The sequence below is a fragment of the Phenylobacterium sp. genome, from assembly GCF_030697925.1.
GTDB lineage: Bacteria > Pseudomonadota > Alphaproteobacteria > Caulobacterales > Caulobacteraceae > Phenylobacterium.
This window is the reverse complement of sequence record NZ_JAUYOJ010000136.1, coordinates 26,934-42,609: the sequence shown is the minus strand read 5'-3', so window position 1 is coordinate 42,609 and position 15,676 is coordinate 26,934. Positions and strand designations below refer to the sequence as shown.

Genomic DNA, 15,676 nt, shown 5'->3' with positions numbered 1-15,676 from the left:
GCCGATTACAACCACCGCCGAGCTCCAGGCGTTCTGCGACAAAATCAAAGGCCAGCCCTTCGTCGCAGTAGACACCGAGTTCATGCGCGAAACCACCTACTGGCCCAAGCTCTGCCTGATCCAGGCCGCCGCGCCCTCCGCCGAAGCGGTGATCGACCCGTTGGCCGACGCGATCGATCTCGAGCCGTTCCTGGAGATCCTACGCGACCCGAGCATCGAGAAGGTGTTCCACGCCGCGCGCCAGGATGTTGAAATCTTCAACAATCTGAATGCGATGCCGCGGCCCCTGTTCGACACCCAGGTGGCCGGCATGGCCGCCGGGTTCGGTGAGCAGATCGCCTATGACGCCCTGGTCCGCCAAATGCTGAAGCTTGAGATCGACAAGTCCTCGCGCTTCACCGATTGGGCGCGCCGGCCGCTGACCGACGCCCAGCTGGTCTACGCCCTGGGCGACGTGACGCACCTGGCCGAGCTCTATCCGATGCTGCGCGACCGCCTGGAGAAGGAAGGTCGCCTCACCTGGGTGGTCGACGAGATGCAGAGCCTCTGCGATCCGGCGGTCTACGACGTGGAGCCGGAGAACGCCTGGAAGCGGCTCAAACCGCGGCGCCACACCTCGAAATATCTGGCGATCTTCAAGTCGGTCGCCGCTTGGCGTGAGCGCACTGCCCAGATGCGCGACCAGCCGCGCGGCCGGATCCTCAAGGACGACGCCATCGACGAGATCGCCACCCAGGCGCCGACCGACGCCGACGCCCTCGATCGCCTGCGCTCGGTGCCCAAGGGCTTCTCGGGCTCGCGGTTCGGGCCAGATCTGCTGGCCGCCGTCCGCGAGGCGCTGAAGGACCCCGAGGGCTACGCACCGGTGATCGAACGCAGCAAGGTGCAGGTCTCGCCCGCCGCCGGTGCGGTGGTTGAGTTGCTGAAGGTGCTGCTGAAGGCGCGGGCGGAGGACGCTGGTGTGGCGTCGAAGCTGATCGCCACGGTCTCGGACCTGGAGCAGATCGCCAATGACGACAACGCCAAGACCCAGGCGCTCGCCGGCTGGCGCCGCGAGGCGTTCGGCGAGGACGCCCTGCGGCTGAAGCGCGGCGAATTGGCCCTGGTGCTGGACGGCACGCGGGTGCGGGTGGTGGAAGTCCGCCGCGCGCCCAAGGCGACCGCCGCGGCGGAGTAGTGGGGGACGCCAGAAGCTGCGCCGGTGTCCCGATCCCGAGCGCTTCCCCGGTCACGTTCTGTAAAGGACACATTTTCACCAAGCGGTAGAAGACGGTGCGGCATTGTGTCCCCCGAGGTCTTCGTGGGGACGGCCGCCGTGGTGAAGATTTGAGACTCTGGACATACGGAGCGCTGGGGAGGTTGCCGTTGATCGGCTTCCGCGGAAAGGTCGTGGCCCTGGCCGCGATCGCCGTGGCGTTTCCCTTTGCCGGATGGCTGGCGCCGGGCGAGGGCCTGACCCGCGCCGCGACCTTGGCGGGCGCCTTCTGCGGGGCCGCCGCCGTCCTTGTCCTATTGTCGCTGCTGCTGCGGCCCCTCGGCCTGCTGGGCCGGGCGCTGGAGGCCTGCGCCGAGGGTCGTGAGGTCTCCGCCCTGCCGCAGGGCTTCACCGACGGCGTCGGTCGCATGATGCGCGACGTCACCCACATCGCCGCGTGCCTGGATGGCCAGCGCCACCGCCTGACCAATCGCCACCCAATCACCGGCCTGCCGACCCGTGAGCCCTTCCTGGCCATCCTCGACGCCGACGTGAAGGATGTGGCCCACACCGTCGTGCTGGGCGTGGTGCGGTTCGCTGACTACGACCGGCTGGCGGCCTTTGACCAGGGCGCGGCCGAACGCGCGCTCGCCGCCTTCGCCCAACGCCTCTCCGGCGCCCTGCAGCCCAGCCGCGTCGTAGCCCATGTGGACCGCGACTGCTTCGGCATCTGGTTCGCGGGCGTCGACGCGCCGCATGTGGCGGCCAACGAGCTCCAGGCCCTGGGCTATGTGCTCAGCCAGGAACTTCCCGACATTCGCCTCTCGCCCGACGTCGACCTGGGCGCGGCGATCTTCCCACACGACGGGGAGGACCCGGCCACCCTGCTGACCCGAGCCTTCGCGGCCCTGCCCAAGGCGGGGGAAAGCTCGGGCGGCAAGCTCTCGTTCTTCTCAGCCCAGTCCTCGGTCGCAGCCAGGGAGCGGTTCTCCCTGGAGCAGGACCTGCGCCAAGCCATCGCCCGCGAGCAACTGGCGCTGCATTTCCAGCCCGTGGTCAATCTGGAGACCGGCCGCGTGGTCGGCGCGGAAGCCCTGCTGCGCTGGCGTCACCCGGACCTGGGCATGGTCTCGCCTGCCGAGTTCATTCCGATCCTGGAGCAGTCGGGCCTGATCGACGAGGTCGGGCTCTGGGTGCTGAACGCCGCCTGCCGCGAGGCGCGCGCCTGGCAGGATCTGGGCCTCGTCGGCCTGAAGATGGCCGTCAACCTGTCGGCCCGACAGTTCGCCGATCCATCGCTGAACACCACCATCGTGCGCACCCTGGAGCGCCACCGGCTGTCGCCCGGCGCGCTTGAGGTCGAGCTCACCGAGACCGCGGCCATGGAAGACGCCGCGCGCACCCGCCGGCTTGTCGAGGAACTGCGGGCGTTAGGCGTCAGCGTCGCCATCGACGATTTCGGCGCCGGCTATTCCAGCCTGTCCTATCTGAAGAACCTGCCGTTCTCGAAGCTGAAGATCGACCGCGAGTTCGTCACCAAGATCGACGAACGCCGCGACAGCCAGGCCATCTGCCGGGCATTGGTGGAGCTGTCGCGCGGCCTCGACATCCAGGTCCTGGCCGAGGGCGCGGAGACCCGCGAGGAGGTCGAGACCCTGCGGGGCCTCGGCTGCTTCCTGATCCAGGGCTTCTTCTTCGCCAAGCCGATGAGCGGTGAGGATTTCGTACGCACCGTGCGCGACCCGGTATGGCTGGCGCGGCTCTCGCCGCCCGCGCCGCGGCGGCCTGGAACCAAGCGGAGGGCCGTGGCTTGAGATCGCCGATCCTCCTGGCCGTCCTGCTGACCCTCACCCTGGCGGCCTGCGCCCAAACGCCGAAGGGCGCGCCGGGGGCTACCGCCTCGCCCACCACGCGCGCCGCGCCGGCACCGGCCGCGCCGGTCGCCACGCCCGGCCTCGGCGCCCGCGAGCGGCAGAACCGGGCTGTGGAGCTCCTGGGGACCGGCCAGGGCGTCCTGGCCCGGGCCGAACTGCTGGCGGTGCTGGCCGAACAGCCTGGTAACGCCGTGGCGCGCAAGCTGTTGGACCAGATCGACCGCGATCCGCGCGAGCTGTTGGGCGAGAAGCACTACGTCTACAAGGTGCGGCCGGGGGACTCGATGTCCAGCCTGGCCGACCGGCTGCTGGGTGACAGCCTGATGTTCTATGGCCTGGCGCGCTACAACAACATCACCGACCCGTCGCAGATGAGCGTCGGCCAGACCCTGTTGATCCCCGGCGTTCCGCGCAAGGTCGTCCCGGCCAAGCCGACGGCGGCCGCCGCGACACCCGCGCCGGCCGGTCAGCGTAATCCCGTCCGCGCGGGCCAACTGCGCGGCCAGGCCTTGGAGCAGATGAACCGCGGGGCGATCAACAAGGCCGTTGGGCTGTTGCGCCAGGCCCTGGCGCTCGATCCGGGCAACCCCGTGATCCAGCGGGACCTAGACCGGGCGGTACGGATCCAGGCCAATGTGCGACGCTGAGGTGAAATAATTCGCCGAAAGCGGCGCCGTGCGAATTCTCCTTTAACCGTGGCCGCTTAGCCTGCCGAAGGGATCGCGGTCCGGGGACTAGGTCATGTTGAAATTGGTCGGGCGCTACGAGGTGCAAGCGCGGATCGGCGAAGGCGCGATGGCGGACGTCTATCGGGCCTATGACCCGGGCATCAATCGCGTGCTGGCGATCAAGGTCCTGAAAGCCGAGTTCCGCCAGAACCGGCACTATGTCGCCCGTTTCCTGCGCGAGGCCAAGGCGGCCGGCGCCCTGTCGCATCCCAATATCGTCACGATCTATGACGTCGGCGAGGTCGACGGCTACCCCTATATCGCCATGGAACTGCTGGACGGCGAGCCCTTGGACAAGGCCGCCGCGCGCGTCGGCCAGTTCCCGGTCGACGACGTCCTGGCCATCGGCGCCCAACTGGGCGAGGCGTTGCGCTACGCCCACGAGGTCGGGGTGGTTCACCGCGACATCAAGCCCAGCAACATCCTGCTGGCCCCCGACGGGCGCGGCGTGAAGATCCTCGATTTCGGCATCGCTCGCGTGGCCGAGGCCGACACCGAGGCCGAGATGCTGAAGACCCAGGTCGGCCAGGTCCTGGGCACCCCGCGCTATATGAGCCCCGAACAGGCCCTGGGCGGGCACATCGACGGGCGCTCCGATCTCTTCTCCGCTGGCGTGGTGCTCTATGAGCTGATCACCGGCCAGCGGGCCTTCGCCGGGACCAGCGCCGCCACGCTCGCCCTGCAGATCACCCAGAACGATCCGCGCCCCATCGCAGAGCTCGCGCCCGAGTGCCCGCGCGGCCTGCAGTTCATCATCGGCAAGCTGTTGGCCAAGAAGCCCGAGCGCCGGTTCGCCGACGGCGGCCAGCTGGCCGAGGCCATGCGCCGCGAGCAGCGGTCGCTCGAGGCCCAGGCCGAGGAGCAGGAGGGCGTGCGCCGCTACCTGCCGCTACAGGCGCGCCTCGCCCTGATCATGGCCGGGATCACCGCTGTGGTCCTGCTAGTCTGCGTGGGCCTGGTGCTGAACCGCCAGGACCGCGCCATGGAGCGCATGGCGCTCTCGTCCGGCGGCGCCATCGCCTCGTTCGTGGCCTCCAACGCAGCGCTTACCGCGGCCGACAACGCGACCCTGCCGGCCGACGAGCGCGACTGGGCCCCGGTGGCCGCCTTCGTGCGCGCCGCCTCGGCCGACCCCAACATCCAGCAGATCACGGTCGTCGACGCCGACGGCCTGATCCGCGGCGCCACCGACGCCAGCCAGGTCGGCCAGATCTACGAGACCCCGCGCGGCGAGACCCCGATCCACAAGGGCGAGGACGGCGTGGTCACCAGGACTAAGCTTGAAAAGGGCGCCGGCGGCTTCCGCTTCGTGCGGCCGATCCTCTATGCCGGCCGCTCGTTCGGCACGGTCGATGTGGCCGTCAGCCGCGCCGAGCTGGAGGCCGCGGCCTCGCTCTCCCACTGGCTGCTGGCGGCGCTCAGCGCCGTGACCCTGGGGGTCGTGGTGGCGGTGAGCTATGCAGCGGCCAAGCAAGTCGCCGGGCCGATCCGCCGCCTGGGCGCAGCCCTGGCCGACGCCACCCGCGGCGACCTAGACTTCCGCATCTCCCACACGCGCAAGGACGAGTTCGGCGAGCTGTTCGACGGCTTCAACCGCTTCGCCGCCTCGGTGCAGGACCGCCTGGAGACCGAGGCCCTGACCCGGGCCGACCCCACGCCCAGCGAACCCTCGGCCATGGCCGAGCTGCGTATCGCCGCCGCCGCCGCCGAGCGCGCCGTCCAGGCGCTCGACCGGACCCGCCTGGTGCTGGAGGACGATGAGAGCGACCGGACCATCATCGGAGGCCGCTCTTGAGCCTCATGACCGCAACCCTGGCGCAGCCGAAGGTGTCCAAGGCCGTCCTGCGCCTGTTCCGCCAGAGCGATCCGTTCCAGCTGATGGAGTCGCGCGAACTCACCGAGGGCGAGCTGGTGATCGGCCGAGACGCCGCCGCCGGCTGGACCATCGCCGACCCTGAACGCTCGATCTCGCGCAACCACTGCGTCATCGCCCTACGGGCCGGCCGGCTGACCCTGCGCGACACCAGCTCCAACGGCGTGTTCGTCGGCGCCCGCCGCGACCGCCTGCCGCCCGGCGAGCCCGCGGCCATCGAGGCCGGCGACACTCTGCGCCTGGGCGGCTACCTGATCGTGGTCGAGGCCGCCGAGGCCGAGAACGGCGCCTTCGACGCCCCGTTCAGCGGCCCGATGCTGAAGCCCGTGGCCATCACCGAGGCGACGCTGGCCGTTCCCAGCGCCTGGACCGGTCCGGAGGCCGTCGAGGCTCCCAGCGACGGTTCCCTTCTGGACGCGTTCTGCAACGGCGCGCGCCTGGACGCCTCGGCCTTTTCCGGCGAGGACCCGGTCGAGGTCATGCGCCGCCTGGGCGCGGTCTATCAGCAGATGGTGCTGGGCCTGGGCGACCTGATGAGCGAGCGGACCTCGGTCAAGACCGAGTACCGTATGACCCGCACCACGGTCCGCGCCGAGGGCAACAATCCCTTCAAGTGGGCCCCGGCCCAGCGGGTGGCCGCGGACCTGCTGCGACCGCGCGGGGAGGGGTTCTTGTCCGGCCCCGCGGCGGTGAAAGCCTCGTTCCAGGACATGAAGAAGCACCTGCTGTGCATGATGGCCGGTCTGCGCGCCGCCGTCGGCTCGACCCTGGAGGCCCTGGCCCCCGAGGAGGCCGAAGCGCGGCTGAAGGGCCAGTCCCTGGTGCTCAAAAACCGCGACGCCATGGCGTTCGGCGAATACGTCAAGCTGCACGCTGAATTCCGCATGCGGGCTGACGGCGATCCCGACAGTCCCGTGAACCAAGCCTTCAAGGCCGCATATGAGCGCCAGCTGACCGAACTGGACGCCATGAGCACCCAGGCATGAGCCGAGCCTCGGCCCCGCCTCGCGTGCGCAGTTTCGTAACCGCCAGCCGCACCCATGTCGGGCTCTCCCGGAGCCTGAACGAGGACCGCTTCCTGGCGCGTCCCGAGATCGGGCTGTGGGCCGTGGCCGATGGCATGGGCGGGCACCAGGCCGGCGACCTGGCCAGCCTGCGGGTGGTCGAGGCCCTGGTGGGCCTGGGGCGACCGGGGTCGGGATACGCCTATCTCAACGCCGTGCGCGAGCGACTGGCTGCGGCCAACGCCGACCTCGTCGAGCACGCCGCCAAGCTGTCGCCGGGCGCGGTGATCGGCTCGACCGTCGCCGTCCTGCTGACCCACGAGGACCACTACGCTTGCGTCTGGGCCGGCGACAGCCGCGTCTATCTGCGGCGCGGCGGAGCCCTCATGAGGGTCACCCACGATCACAGCCTGATGCAGGAGCTGATCGACTCCGGCGCCCTGGACGAACAGGAAGCCCGGACGCGGCGGATCTCCAATGTCATCACCCGCGCGGTAGGGGCGACCGGGACCCTGGAGCTCTCGGAGACTCACGGCGATATCCGGCCGGGCGACATCTTCCTACTGTGCTCCGACGGCCTGACCGGCCTGGTGGAGGACCACGAGTTGGGCGCGGTCCTGGCCCTGGACGACCTGGAGGCCGCCGCCGATCGGCTGCTGGCCCTGACGCTGAAGCGCGGCGCCAAGGACAACGTCACCCTGATGCTGGTCCGCGCCCAGCGCTGAGGCGTTCCCCACCAATTCCGGTGGATAATTTCAACCCCTTGGCGCGCGCGGCTTTGCGCGCGTCGCGCCACAAGTTGTCCACCGCTCGTCAACTGTCTCAAGGAGGTTAGGCGAATCACGCCGCTTGCCAGCAGGCCGGATCGGGGCGAGCCTCAACTTGTCGAGAGGGACTGCGGCGCGGACGAACCGGGCAACCGGATCGCCAAGCGAACAGGAGGCCCTGCGAAGACCGGCGAAGGGGTAACCTGGAGCTGGACAACGTGGGGCAACGGCGACGGACAAGGCGAGTTGGGGCAACCCTGCGAACCGGAAACGTCAACGACCTCAAGGCGCAGGCCCTCCACGGGGTCTGGATGAGAGGGCGACGCAGCGGGCGACCGCGGCGTCGCCCTCTTGCTATGCGCGTTTCGCCAGGAGCCAGCCGCCCCTAAAGCCAGTCGATGACGCCCAGCTTCGCCATCCACACGATGGCCAGCTCCAGGGCCGGGCCGCGCGCGGGCGGGAACCGGGCCAGGACATCGCCGACCGTGGCGGCCTGACCGTTGGCCAGCAGGCCGCAGACCTCGGCGCACTCGGCGGGGCTGGCCCGCCACACGCTCGCATGGCTGTCGAGATCGGCGCGCACCAGGTTCGCGGGGTCGGCGCCGGGCCGCAGGGTCAGCGGCGTCTCCGGCGCGAGAACCTGGGTCGCGAAGCCCGCAAAATCGGCGAAAGGATCGCCCTTGACCGGATGGACCCGGTGGCTCGGCTCGACGTCGCTGGCCGCGGCGCGGATCGCGGCCAACTCGTCCAGCAGGGCGCGGATCTCGCCCACCACAACTGGCCAATCGAAGGTGCTGCGGATGCGCTCGCGGCCGGCCGCCCCCATCCGCGCTCGGAGCGCCGGGTCGGCGATAAGGGCGGCCAGGGCCTGGGCGGCGCGGCCCACATGCACGGCGGTGTGCTGGGCGACCGCGCCCACATAGTGCTGATAGGCGTCCATCCCCACCGCGTGACGTGCGGCCAGGCCCTGGCCCTGGCCGTTCCCCGGCGCCCCCAGGGTGGGGATCAGGAAGCCTTCCTGGCCGTCGCGGACGGTGTAGCGATAGCCATCCCAGTCGCTGACCACCACCGGCAGGCCCGCGGCCATGGCCTCGATGGGGGTGATGCCGAAGGTCTCTTGGATATTGTCGACCAGGGACAGGAATATGTCGCCGCCGGCCCAGGCGCCGTCCACCGCCTCCGGGTCGTTACCGTTCAGGAAATGGGTGGTGATCGAGGGCGCATAGGCGCGCGCGGCTTTTTCGTAGAGCGGCCTGTGCACCGGCTCATTGGGAAACCAACCTGCCAGGGCGAAGTGGACCTTCTTGCCGGTCGCCTGGGCCGCCTCTTCCACGGCCGCGAACATTGGCTGCGGAAAGGCCTTCTCGAAGAACGACAGCCGCCCGACCCACAGGGCCAGGATATCGTCCTCGCCGAGGCCCAGTTCCGCCCGCATCGTGGCGCGGACGTCGCGCCGATCGGCCAGGACCTGGAACCGGGAGCCGTCCACCCCCAGCGGAACCAGCGGCAGTTTCGGGATCGCGCGGCGCTCGCCATTGCCGAACCGATGGCCCAGATAGTCGCCCCAGGCCTCGAACATCTCGGTGAGCGCGTCTTGCACCGCGGGCGAGGTGCATATCAGCGCGTCCCAGGGCTGGATCGGCGCCACCTGGTTCAGGGCCAGGCTCATGCGGCTGGCCGGCGGAGCGATGGTGTGGATCAGGCCGACCAGGCTGTAGGCTCGGTCCGACGCGTTCTGGCGGCGCAGCCAGGCGAGGTCGGCCAGGTCCGGCTGGCCGCGCAGCAGGGCGCCGGCCGCCACCGCCCGCCCGGTGCTCAGGATGCTGTCGATGCTGAGTTTCGTCGTCGTGGGCCTGCCCTGGGTCAGGGCAGGGGCCACTTGATCGAGCCCGACCTGGACGAGGGTCAGGATGTCGATGGCCTCGAACCCGCCATGGGCGACCAGGGCCCGGTAGAGGTCGAGATTGGCGACGTCCTTGCCGAAAAAGTTCTGGCCCAGGCCGAGTTTCCCGGCCGGATGGAAGATCGCCAGACGGGAGCTCATCGTTCAGCCGATTCCTGGTTGCCGGGGCCGTGCACCTTAGGTGCGCTGCGCGCGGCGCCAAGCCCCGCGCTGGCTGGAGGCCGAGGCCGACGGCGCCCGCGACTCAAGCTCGGCGCCGATCGCGGCCTAGCGGTCCGGAAGCCCCAGGGCCTCGCGCATGGCCTGGAACACCGCCGGATGGTCGATCAGGCCGCGGATGCGCTGGCCGCCCGGGCCCCGGGCGTAGGCGGCGATGTCCTCGCCAGTATGGGCCGCGCTGGCCAGCGGGATCGTCGCCAGCCCGCGCAGGTCGGGGTCGGCGGTGTCGATCCTGGAAAGGTCGGGACGGAATTCACCTGGCGAGGGGGCCCCGGGCCCGGTGGAATACATCAGGATCGGAACCGGCTTGCCGTCCACCGCCAAGGCGGGGTCGTCGTCCGTCCCCGGCGCCAGCCCGAGGATCGCCGTGCGCCGCGCCCCGCCGTTGATGGTCAGGCCGTGGCTGTGGTCGGCTGTGACGATGATCAAGGTCTCGGCCGGATCGGTCATGGCGACGGCGGCGGCCACCGCCTGTGACAGTTCGATGGTCTCGTTCAGCGCCTCGTGGGCCAGGCCCTGGTGGTGCGCCTTGTCGATCAGGCCGCCCTCGACCATCAGGAAGAAGCCATCCTTATCCTGGGAGAGGATCTCAATGGCCTTGACCGTCATGTCGGCCAGGCGCGGGGCGTCGGCCTCCGAGAGCTTGCGGGTGGTCTCTCGCATCATGTTGCCCGGCGCGAACAGCCCGAGCAGCCGCGTCGTGCCCTTGGGAATCGCCGAGAGCGCCGAGGCGGTCTCCACATAGGCGCCGCCGCCCTTGCGCCATTCCGCGGTCAGGTCGCGACCGTCCAGCCGCCGCCCGGCGTCGTCGGCGGAAGTGAAGGCCGAAAGCCCGCCGCCCAGCATGACGTCCAGCTGCAGCGGCTTGGGTCCGTCCAGCATCTGGCGGGCGATATCGACGCAGCCCGCGGCCGCGGCGGCCGGCGGCAGGTCCGCGTCGGCCTGCCATTGGCGCGACGGGGTGTGGGCGTAGAGCGAGGCGGGCGTGGCGTCGGTGATCGCGGCGGTGGAAACCACGCCCGTGGCCTTCCCGGCCTGCTTGGCCAGTTCGGCCAGGGTCGGGACCCGAGCGGCCTTGGCCGAGGCGCAGTCGTCGCGCACGACCTTGTCGGTGACCCCCAGCGCGCCGTTAAGCGTGCGGCGACCCGTCAGGATCGCCGAGGCTCCGGCCGCCGACTCGGTGACCAGGCTGTCGGCCGAATAGGTGCGGACCAGGGCCAGGTCGGGAAAGGCCTCGAAGGACAGCCGGTTGGACGCCCCGTCGACCCCGCGCCGCTGGCCGTCGAAGATCCGCGTCGCGGTGAGCGTCGAGACGCCCATGCCGTCGCCGATGAACAGGATGACGTTCCTGGCCCGCTCGGCGGCCTGACCGGGCGCCGCCACCCCGATCGCGATGACCAGGGCGAGCGCGCCAGAAGCGCGCCGACAGCCTGACAAAATATTCCCGTCCATCCACGCCAAGTCCGCCTGCCTCCGTATAGGGCCGGCCGTCGTTCGCGCCGACGACCTCGTCGGGCTACTCATCGTTTGCGTTGATCACACCCGCATGAAGGCTGAGCGTTTTGTTGATCTCGTCGGCGGCCGAGAGGTCCGGGATGACCTAGGCGCGCCCGGCAAGGCGCCGGCTCAGCCCACCTGCAGCTTCAGGCGCAGGGCCTGGGCGAGGGTTTGGGCGCGCTTGGCGGTCTGTTCGCCCAGCAGCATGTCCGACCAGCCGGCTTCGGCGGTGAGCACCAGGCTGTCGCCCGCGACCCGCAGGGTCGAGCGCTCCAGCAGGGCCGGATTGCGGGCCGAGAGGTCGCAGCCCAGCCGGATGGCCGAGCCCAGCGCCCGCGCCCGCTGGCGGCGCTCGGTCGTGAGCACCCGGGTGATCGTCCCCGGTTCCGGCGTGTTGGGGCCCGAATTGTGCCGGGCGAAGGCGGCGCTGGCCAGGAAGGCGCGTTCAGGGTGGCTCATCCCGGCGATCGGCGCGCGCAGCACCTGTTCGAAGGCGAGCTCGCCGCGATGGTCGGGGTGCAGCCGCGCGCCCAGGTCGGCCAGCCGGCAGGCCGCGGCGATCAGGGTCGCTTCGCGCGCCCCGAAAACCGGCGGCAGGGCGCCGATGGCCGGCGCCAGCCAGCGATCGAGGGCGTCGGGCAGGGCGTTGGCCAGGCCATGGACCATGGTCAAGGCCGCGCAACCCTCGATCAGCGGATCGCGGACCTGTTCCTCGGACGGCATGGCCTCCAGCAGCAGGCCTTCGCGCAGGCCATAGGCGGAGATCACCACCCGCTCGACGCCCAGCCGCTCGATCAGGGCGTCCAGCACCAGGGCCGAATAGGGCAGGGTGTCGAAGCGCTTTTTGGAGAGGCCCTGCATCCGCTCGAGCGACGCCTTCGACTGCCGGGCCACGAAGCGCGCGACGTCAACCGCGTCGGAACGGCTCATCTCATACTGGTGGGCGACCCGCAGGGGATAGTCGGCCATCTCCATGTGCAGCAGGGCGAGGTTGCGCCATGCGCCGCCGACGGCATGGAATTCCCGGGTTCGGAAGGCCAGTGCGGCCTGATCCAGCTCGGCCACGATGTGTTTGCGCGTGCGTTCCACATCCAGCGCCCTGGGCGCGCCCAGCGCGAACGGGCCTAGCGGCAGGGTGACGCCGTGGCGCGGGGCGTGGGGATCCAGGTGCACCAACTCCAGGCTGGCGCCGCCCAGGTCGCCGACCACGCCGGCGGCGTCCGGCTGCCCGGCCAGCACGCCCAGGGCGGCGTAGCGCGCTTCTTCCGCGCCTGAGAGCACCCGCACGGTCAGGCCGGCCTCGTCCTCGACCTTGCGGATGAACGCCGCGCCATCGGCGGCGTCGCGCACGGCGGCGGTGGCGACCACGAAGAGTTCGGCGGTGTTCCAGCCGCTGAGAGCCGCGCGGAAGCGGCGCAGGGCGACCAGGGCGGTCTCCACCCCCTGGGGCGATAGCCGTCCGGTGGCCGTCAGGTCGCGGCCGAGGCCCGCCAAGGCCTTTTCGTTATAGACGGTCCAGATCGCCCGGCCTTCGAGCCGGTAGATCACCAGGCGCACGGAATTGGAGCCGATGTCGATGACCGCGGCCTGGCGAACGCCAGCCGCGCCGGAAAGCGGCGCCTGCGACTGCATCTGGCCTAGCTGGGCTCGGCTATCCGCGCGAGGCCACATGATCGATCGCGCGCGGCATGTCCTTCACCTTCTGGCCCCGGCCGGAGAGGCTGGGGTTGGTCATGAAGTACTCGTGCGCGGAGAAGGCGCCCGGGTGGTCCCATGATGGGTCCCGGGTATAGCGGCCGTCCGCGTCGAGCGTCCAGCTTTGCGCTTCGTCCTTGAGATTGGCCACCATGATCTGTTGCAGGACCTGCTGGTGGACGGTGGGGTTCTCGACCGGGGTCAGGCACTCCACCCGGCGGTCGAGGTTGCGGGGCATCCAGTCGGCCGAGGAGATGAACACCCGGGTCTCGGCCGAGGGCATGACGCCGCCATTGGCGAAGGCCACGATCCGCGAGTGCTCCAGGAAGCGCCCGACGATGGACTTCACCCGGATGTTTTCCGACAGGCCGGGCACGGCGGGCCGCAGGCAGCAGATTCCGCGGATCACCAGGTCGATGGAGACCCCCGACTGGCTGGCCTCGTACAGGGCGTCGATGATCACCGGATCGACCAGCGAGTTCAGCTTGGCCCAGATGGCGGCCGGCTTGCCGGCCCGGGCGTTCTGGACCTCGCGCATGATGAAGGTCAGCAGATCGGCCTTCATGGTCAGGGGCGAGGGCGACAGCTTCTCCAGCCCGTCGGGGCGCGCGTAGCCGGTGATGAAGTTGAACAGCCGAGCCGAGTCGCGGCCCATCGCCGGGTCGCAGGTGAACAGCGAGAGGTCGGTATAGATCCGCGCAGTGACCGGGTGGTAGTTGCCGGTTCCGAAGTGGCAGTAGGTGCGAAGGGTGTCACCCTCCTTGCGGACCACCATCGAGAGCTTGGCGTGGGTCTTGTACTCCACGAAACCGAACACGACGTGGACCCCGGCCCGCTCCAGGTCCCGCGCCCACTTGAGGTTGGCTTCCTCGTCGAACCGCGCCTTGATCTCGATGAGCGCGGTGACGTTCTTGCCGTTCTCGGCCGCCTCGATGAGGGCCGCGATGATCGGGCTGTCAGACGAGGTCCGGTAGAGGGTCTGCTTGATCGCCAGCACATTGGGATCGCGGGCGGCCTGGCGGATGAACTGCACCACCACGTCGAAGCTTTCGAACGGGTGGTGGACCAGGATGTCCTTGTCGCGGATGGCGGCGAAACAGTCGCCGCCATGGTCGCGGATCCGTTCGGGGAAGCGCGCCTCGAACGGCTTGAACTTCAGGTCGGGGCGGTCCTTCGGGATCAGCTGGCTGAGTTCGTCCAGACCCAGCAGGCCGTCGATGAGGATGATGTCCTCGTCCTGGGCGTGCAGGTTGCCGACGATGAAGGACCGCAGCTCTTCGGGCATGGCCGCCTCGAGCTCGACTCGCACCACCGACCCCAGGCGCCTTTGCTTCAGGCGCACCTCGAACTCGCGGACCAGGTCCTCGGCCTCTTCCTCGATCTCCACGTCGCTGTCGCGGATCAGGCGGAACACGCCCACCGACTCGACCTCGGAGTCGGGGAACAGGTGGTCGAGGAACAGCGCGACCATGCTCTCCAGGCTGATGAACCGCCGATGCGGCCGCTTGCGGCGCGATGGTCCGGGCGGCAGTTCCCAGAACCGCGCCACCTGGGCCGGGATCGGGACCAGGGCGTAGAGCAGCCGCCCGTCCGAGACCCGCTTCAGCTTCATAACCAGCGAGAAGGCGAGGTTGGGGATGAACGGGAAGGGATGGGCCGGGTCGATGGCCAGCGGCGTCAGCACCGGGAACACGCGCGAAACGAAGGTAGGCTCCAGGGCCAGCTTGTCGGCCGCGCTGACCTCATGGGACTGGACGACGGTCAGGCCCTCGCCGGCTAGCTCCTCGCGAAGCTGCAGCCAGCGGGTCTGCTGGTCCAGCATCAGATCGGCGGCCTCGGCGTTGACCCGCAGCAACTGCTCGACCGGCGTCAGGCCGTCCTGCGACACCACGCGGACGCCCTCGCGGGCCTGGGCCTTCAGGCCAGCCACGCGGACCATGTAGAATTCGTCGAGATTGTTGGCCGAGATCGACAGGAACCGCAGGCGTTCCAGCAGGGGATGGCGCGGGTTCTTGCTCTCGCCCAGGACCCGCTCATTAAAGGCCAGCCACGACAGTTCGCGGTTGATGAAGCGCTCCGGCGAGCCGGCCAGCTCCGCGTCGAACGCGAGTGGCTTCGCGTCGGCGGTCTTGGTCGGCGCGGCGTAGGTCATGGATGCAGTATCCGTAGGCATGTTCTGGTTCTGGACGAACCGTGTGACAGCAACAAGTCATCCGTCGAAAAGGTCAAGATTCTCCGTATCGTCCTCGAGAATCTGCCGGGCCAGCGCACGCGAAATAGGCCGCCCGACCTCGTCGGCGGCTTCATCCAGGCGCTTGACGATCTCGCGCGCCGCCGGGATCGACCTCTCCATGCGACGCAACAGGTATGGGAAGACCTCGCGGGGCGGACGGATGCTCCGTTCCCGGAAGAATTTCTTCAAGACACCTTCGAGAACGACATCGTCGGGCTCCTCGATCTCGGCGGTCAGCAGGGCGTTGAGTCGCGAGCGCAGGTCGGGAAGCCCCGCGCTCCAGGCGGCCGGCGCCTGGCGGGCGGTGAGCAGCAGGCCGCCCCCTTCGTGACCCGCCATGTTGATCAGGTGGAACAGGGCCTCGCCATCCACGCCCTGGTCGACGTCCTCCACCAGTACCGGCCGGCCGGCCGCCTCGCCGAGCTGTGGGTCCTCGCGGTCCAGGATCACCGCGCCGGCCCGCTCGGCCCAGTGCCGCGCCAGGTGGGTCTTGCCGACCCCGGTCGGCCCGAATAGGGCGAGCGCCCCGCCATGCCAAGCCGGCCAGGCGTCGAGGATTGCGATGGCCTGGGCGTTTGACGGCCCTGGCACGAAGTGCTCGCGGGCGTACGAAACCGGACGCCGGAGCTCCAGGCGCAATTGGCGCGTCATGCGACTGATCCGGACCGATACAAGAACACGACGCAGG

General features: G+C 69.8%; 11 protein-coding genes. 6 read left to right on the top strand and 5 right to left on the bottom strand.

The features are described from left to right. The first annotated feature begins 4 nt into the window (after positions 1–4). The 6 genes from rnd to Q8Q88_RS12585 all read left to right on the top strand — a co-directional run bounded on the left by rnd (position 5) and on the right by Q8Q88_RS12585 (position 7,399). Positions 5–1,177 (top strand): ribonuclease D, encoded by a 1,173-nt coding sequence (gene rnd / locus Q8Q88_RS12610; protein WP_305675538.1) that lies wholly within the window; start codon positions 5–7, stop codon positions 1,175–1,177. Between the two features lie 188 nt (positions 1,178–1,365). Next, the gene (locus Q8Q88_RS12605; protein ID WP_305675536.1) at positions 1,366–3,009 is read left to right on the top strand and encodes a bifunctional diguanylate cyclase/phosphodiesterase; all 1,644 of its coding nucleotides are present in this window, start codon (positions 1,366–1,368) and stop codon (positions 3,007–3,009) included. Beyond that, positions 3,006–3,716, top strand: a complete 711-nt coding sequence (locus Q8Q88_RS12600) for a LysM domain-containing protein (protein ID WP_305675535.1) — start codon at positions 3,006–3,008, stop codon at positions 3,714–3,716. Before Q8Q88_RS12605 ends, Q8Q88_RS12600 begins: the two co-directional genes overlap by 4 nt. A 94-nt stretch (positions 3,717–3,810) precedes the next feature. Further along, positions 3,811–5,592: a protein kinase gene (locus Q8Q88_RS12595; protein WP_305675534.1), complete on the top strand. Its 1,782-nt coding sequence runs from the start codon at positions 3,811–3,813 to the stop codon at positions 5,590–5,592. 5 nt (positions 5,593–5,597) lie between these two features. Next, complete coding sequence (tagH, locus tag Q8Q88_RS12590) at positions 5,598–6,656, top strand: type VI secretion system-associated FHA domain protein TagH (protein WP_305675537.1); 1,059 nt, start codon at positions 5,598–5,600, stop codon at positions 6,654–6,656. Continuing rightward, positions 6,653–7,399, top strand: coding sequence for a PP2C family serine/threonine-protein phosphatase (locus Q8Q88_RS12585; protein ID WP_305675533.1), 747 nt, complete (start codon positions 6,653–6,655; stop codon positions 7,397–7,399). Before tagH ends, Q8Q88_RS12585 begins: the two co-directional genes overlap by 4 nt. Positions 7,400–7,826: 427 nt before the next feature. Here the strand turns inward: Q8Q88_RS12585 and Q8Q88_RS12580 are convergent, their stop codons facing one another. From Q8Q88_RS12580 to Q8Q88_RS12560, 5 genes are all read right to left on the bottom strand, one after another. Further along, a complete protein-coding gene (locus tag Q8Q88_RS12580) occupies positions 7,827–9,485 on the bottom strand; it encodes a glycosyltransferase family 4 protein (protein WP_305675532.1) in 1,659 nt (552 codons plus the stop codon). Positions 9,486–9,611: 126 nt separating this feature from the next. Continuing rightward, on the bottom strand, positions 9,612–11,015 hold the full coding sequence (locus Q8Q88_RS12575) for an alkaline phosphatase (RefSeq protein ID WP_305675531.1): 1,404 nt from the start codon (positions 11,013–11,015) through the stop codon (positions 9,612–9,614). 174 nt (positions 11,016–11,189) lie between these two features. Beyond that, positions 11,190–12,692 (bottom strand): Ppx/GppA phosphatase family protein, encoded by a 1,503-nt coding sequence (locus tag Q8Q88_RS12570; RefSeq protein WP_305675530.1) that lies wholly within the window; start codon positions 12,690–12,692, stop codon positions 11,190–11,192. Positions 12,693–12,711: 19 nt separating this feature from the next. Then, complete coding sequence (locus Q8Q88_RS12565; protein ID WP_305675529.1) at positions 12,712–14,907, bottom strand: RNA degradosome polyphosphate kinase; 2,196 nt, start codon at positions 14,905–14,907, stop codon at positions 12,712–12,714. Between the two features lie 57 nt (positions 14,908–14,964). Next, entirely contained in the window at positions 14,965–15,639 is a 675-nt protein-coding gene (locus tag Q8Q88_RS12560; protein ID WP_305675528.1) for a DnaA ATPase domain-containing protein, read from the bottom strand. Positions 15,640–15,676 lie beyond the last annotated feature (37 nt).

What these genes read in the sequence shown, in the direction of transcription:
- Q8Q88_RS12560 (WP_305675528.1), bottom strand. Translation starts at nt 15,639, where the DNA reads ATGACGCGCCAATTGCGCCTGGAGCTCCGGCGTCCGGTTTCGTACGCC.
- Q8Q88_RS12575 (WP_305675531.1), bottom strand. Translation starts at nt 11,015, where the DNA reads ATGGACGGGAATATTTTGTCAGGCTGTCGGCGCGCTTCTGGCGCGCTC.
- Q8Q88_RS12565 (WP_305675529.1), bottom strand. Translation starts at nt 14,907, where the DNA reads ATGACCTACGCCGCGCCGACCAAGACCGCCGACGCGAAGCCACTCGCG.
- tagH (WP_305675537.1), top strand. Translation starts at nt 5,598, where the DNA reads ATGACCGCAACCCTGGCGCAGCCGAAGGTGTCCAAGGCCGTCCTGCGC.
- Q8Q88_RS12585 (WP_305675533.1), top strand. Translation starts at nt 6,653, where the DNA reads ATGAGCCGAGCCTCGGCCCCGCCTCGCGTGCGCAGTTTCGTAACCGCC.
- Q8Q88_RS12580 (WP_305675532.1), bottom strand. Translation starts at nt 9,485, where the DNA reads ATGAGCTCCCGTCTGGCGATCTTCCATCCGGCCGGGAAACTCGGCCTG.
- Q8Q88_RS12570 (WP_305675530.1), bottom strand. Translation starts at nt 12,692, where the DNA reads ATGCAGTCGCAGGCGCCGCTTTCCGGCGCGGCTGGCGTTCGCCAGGCC.
- Q8Q88_RS12595 (WP_305675534.1), top strand. Translation starts at nt 3,811, where the DNA reads ATGTTGAAATTGGTCGGGCGCTACGAGGTGCAAGCGCGGATCGGCGAA.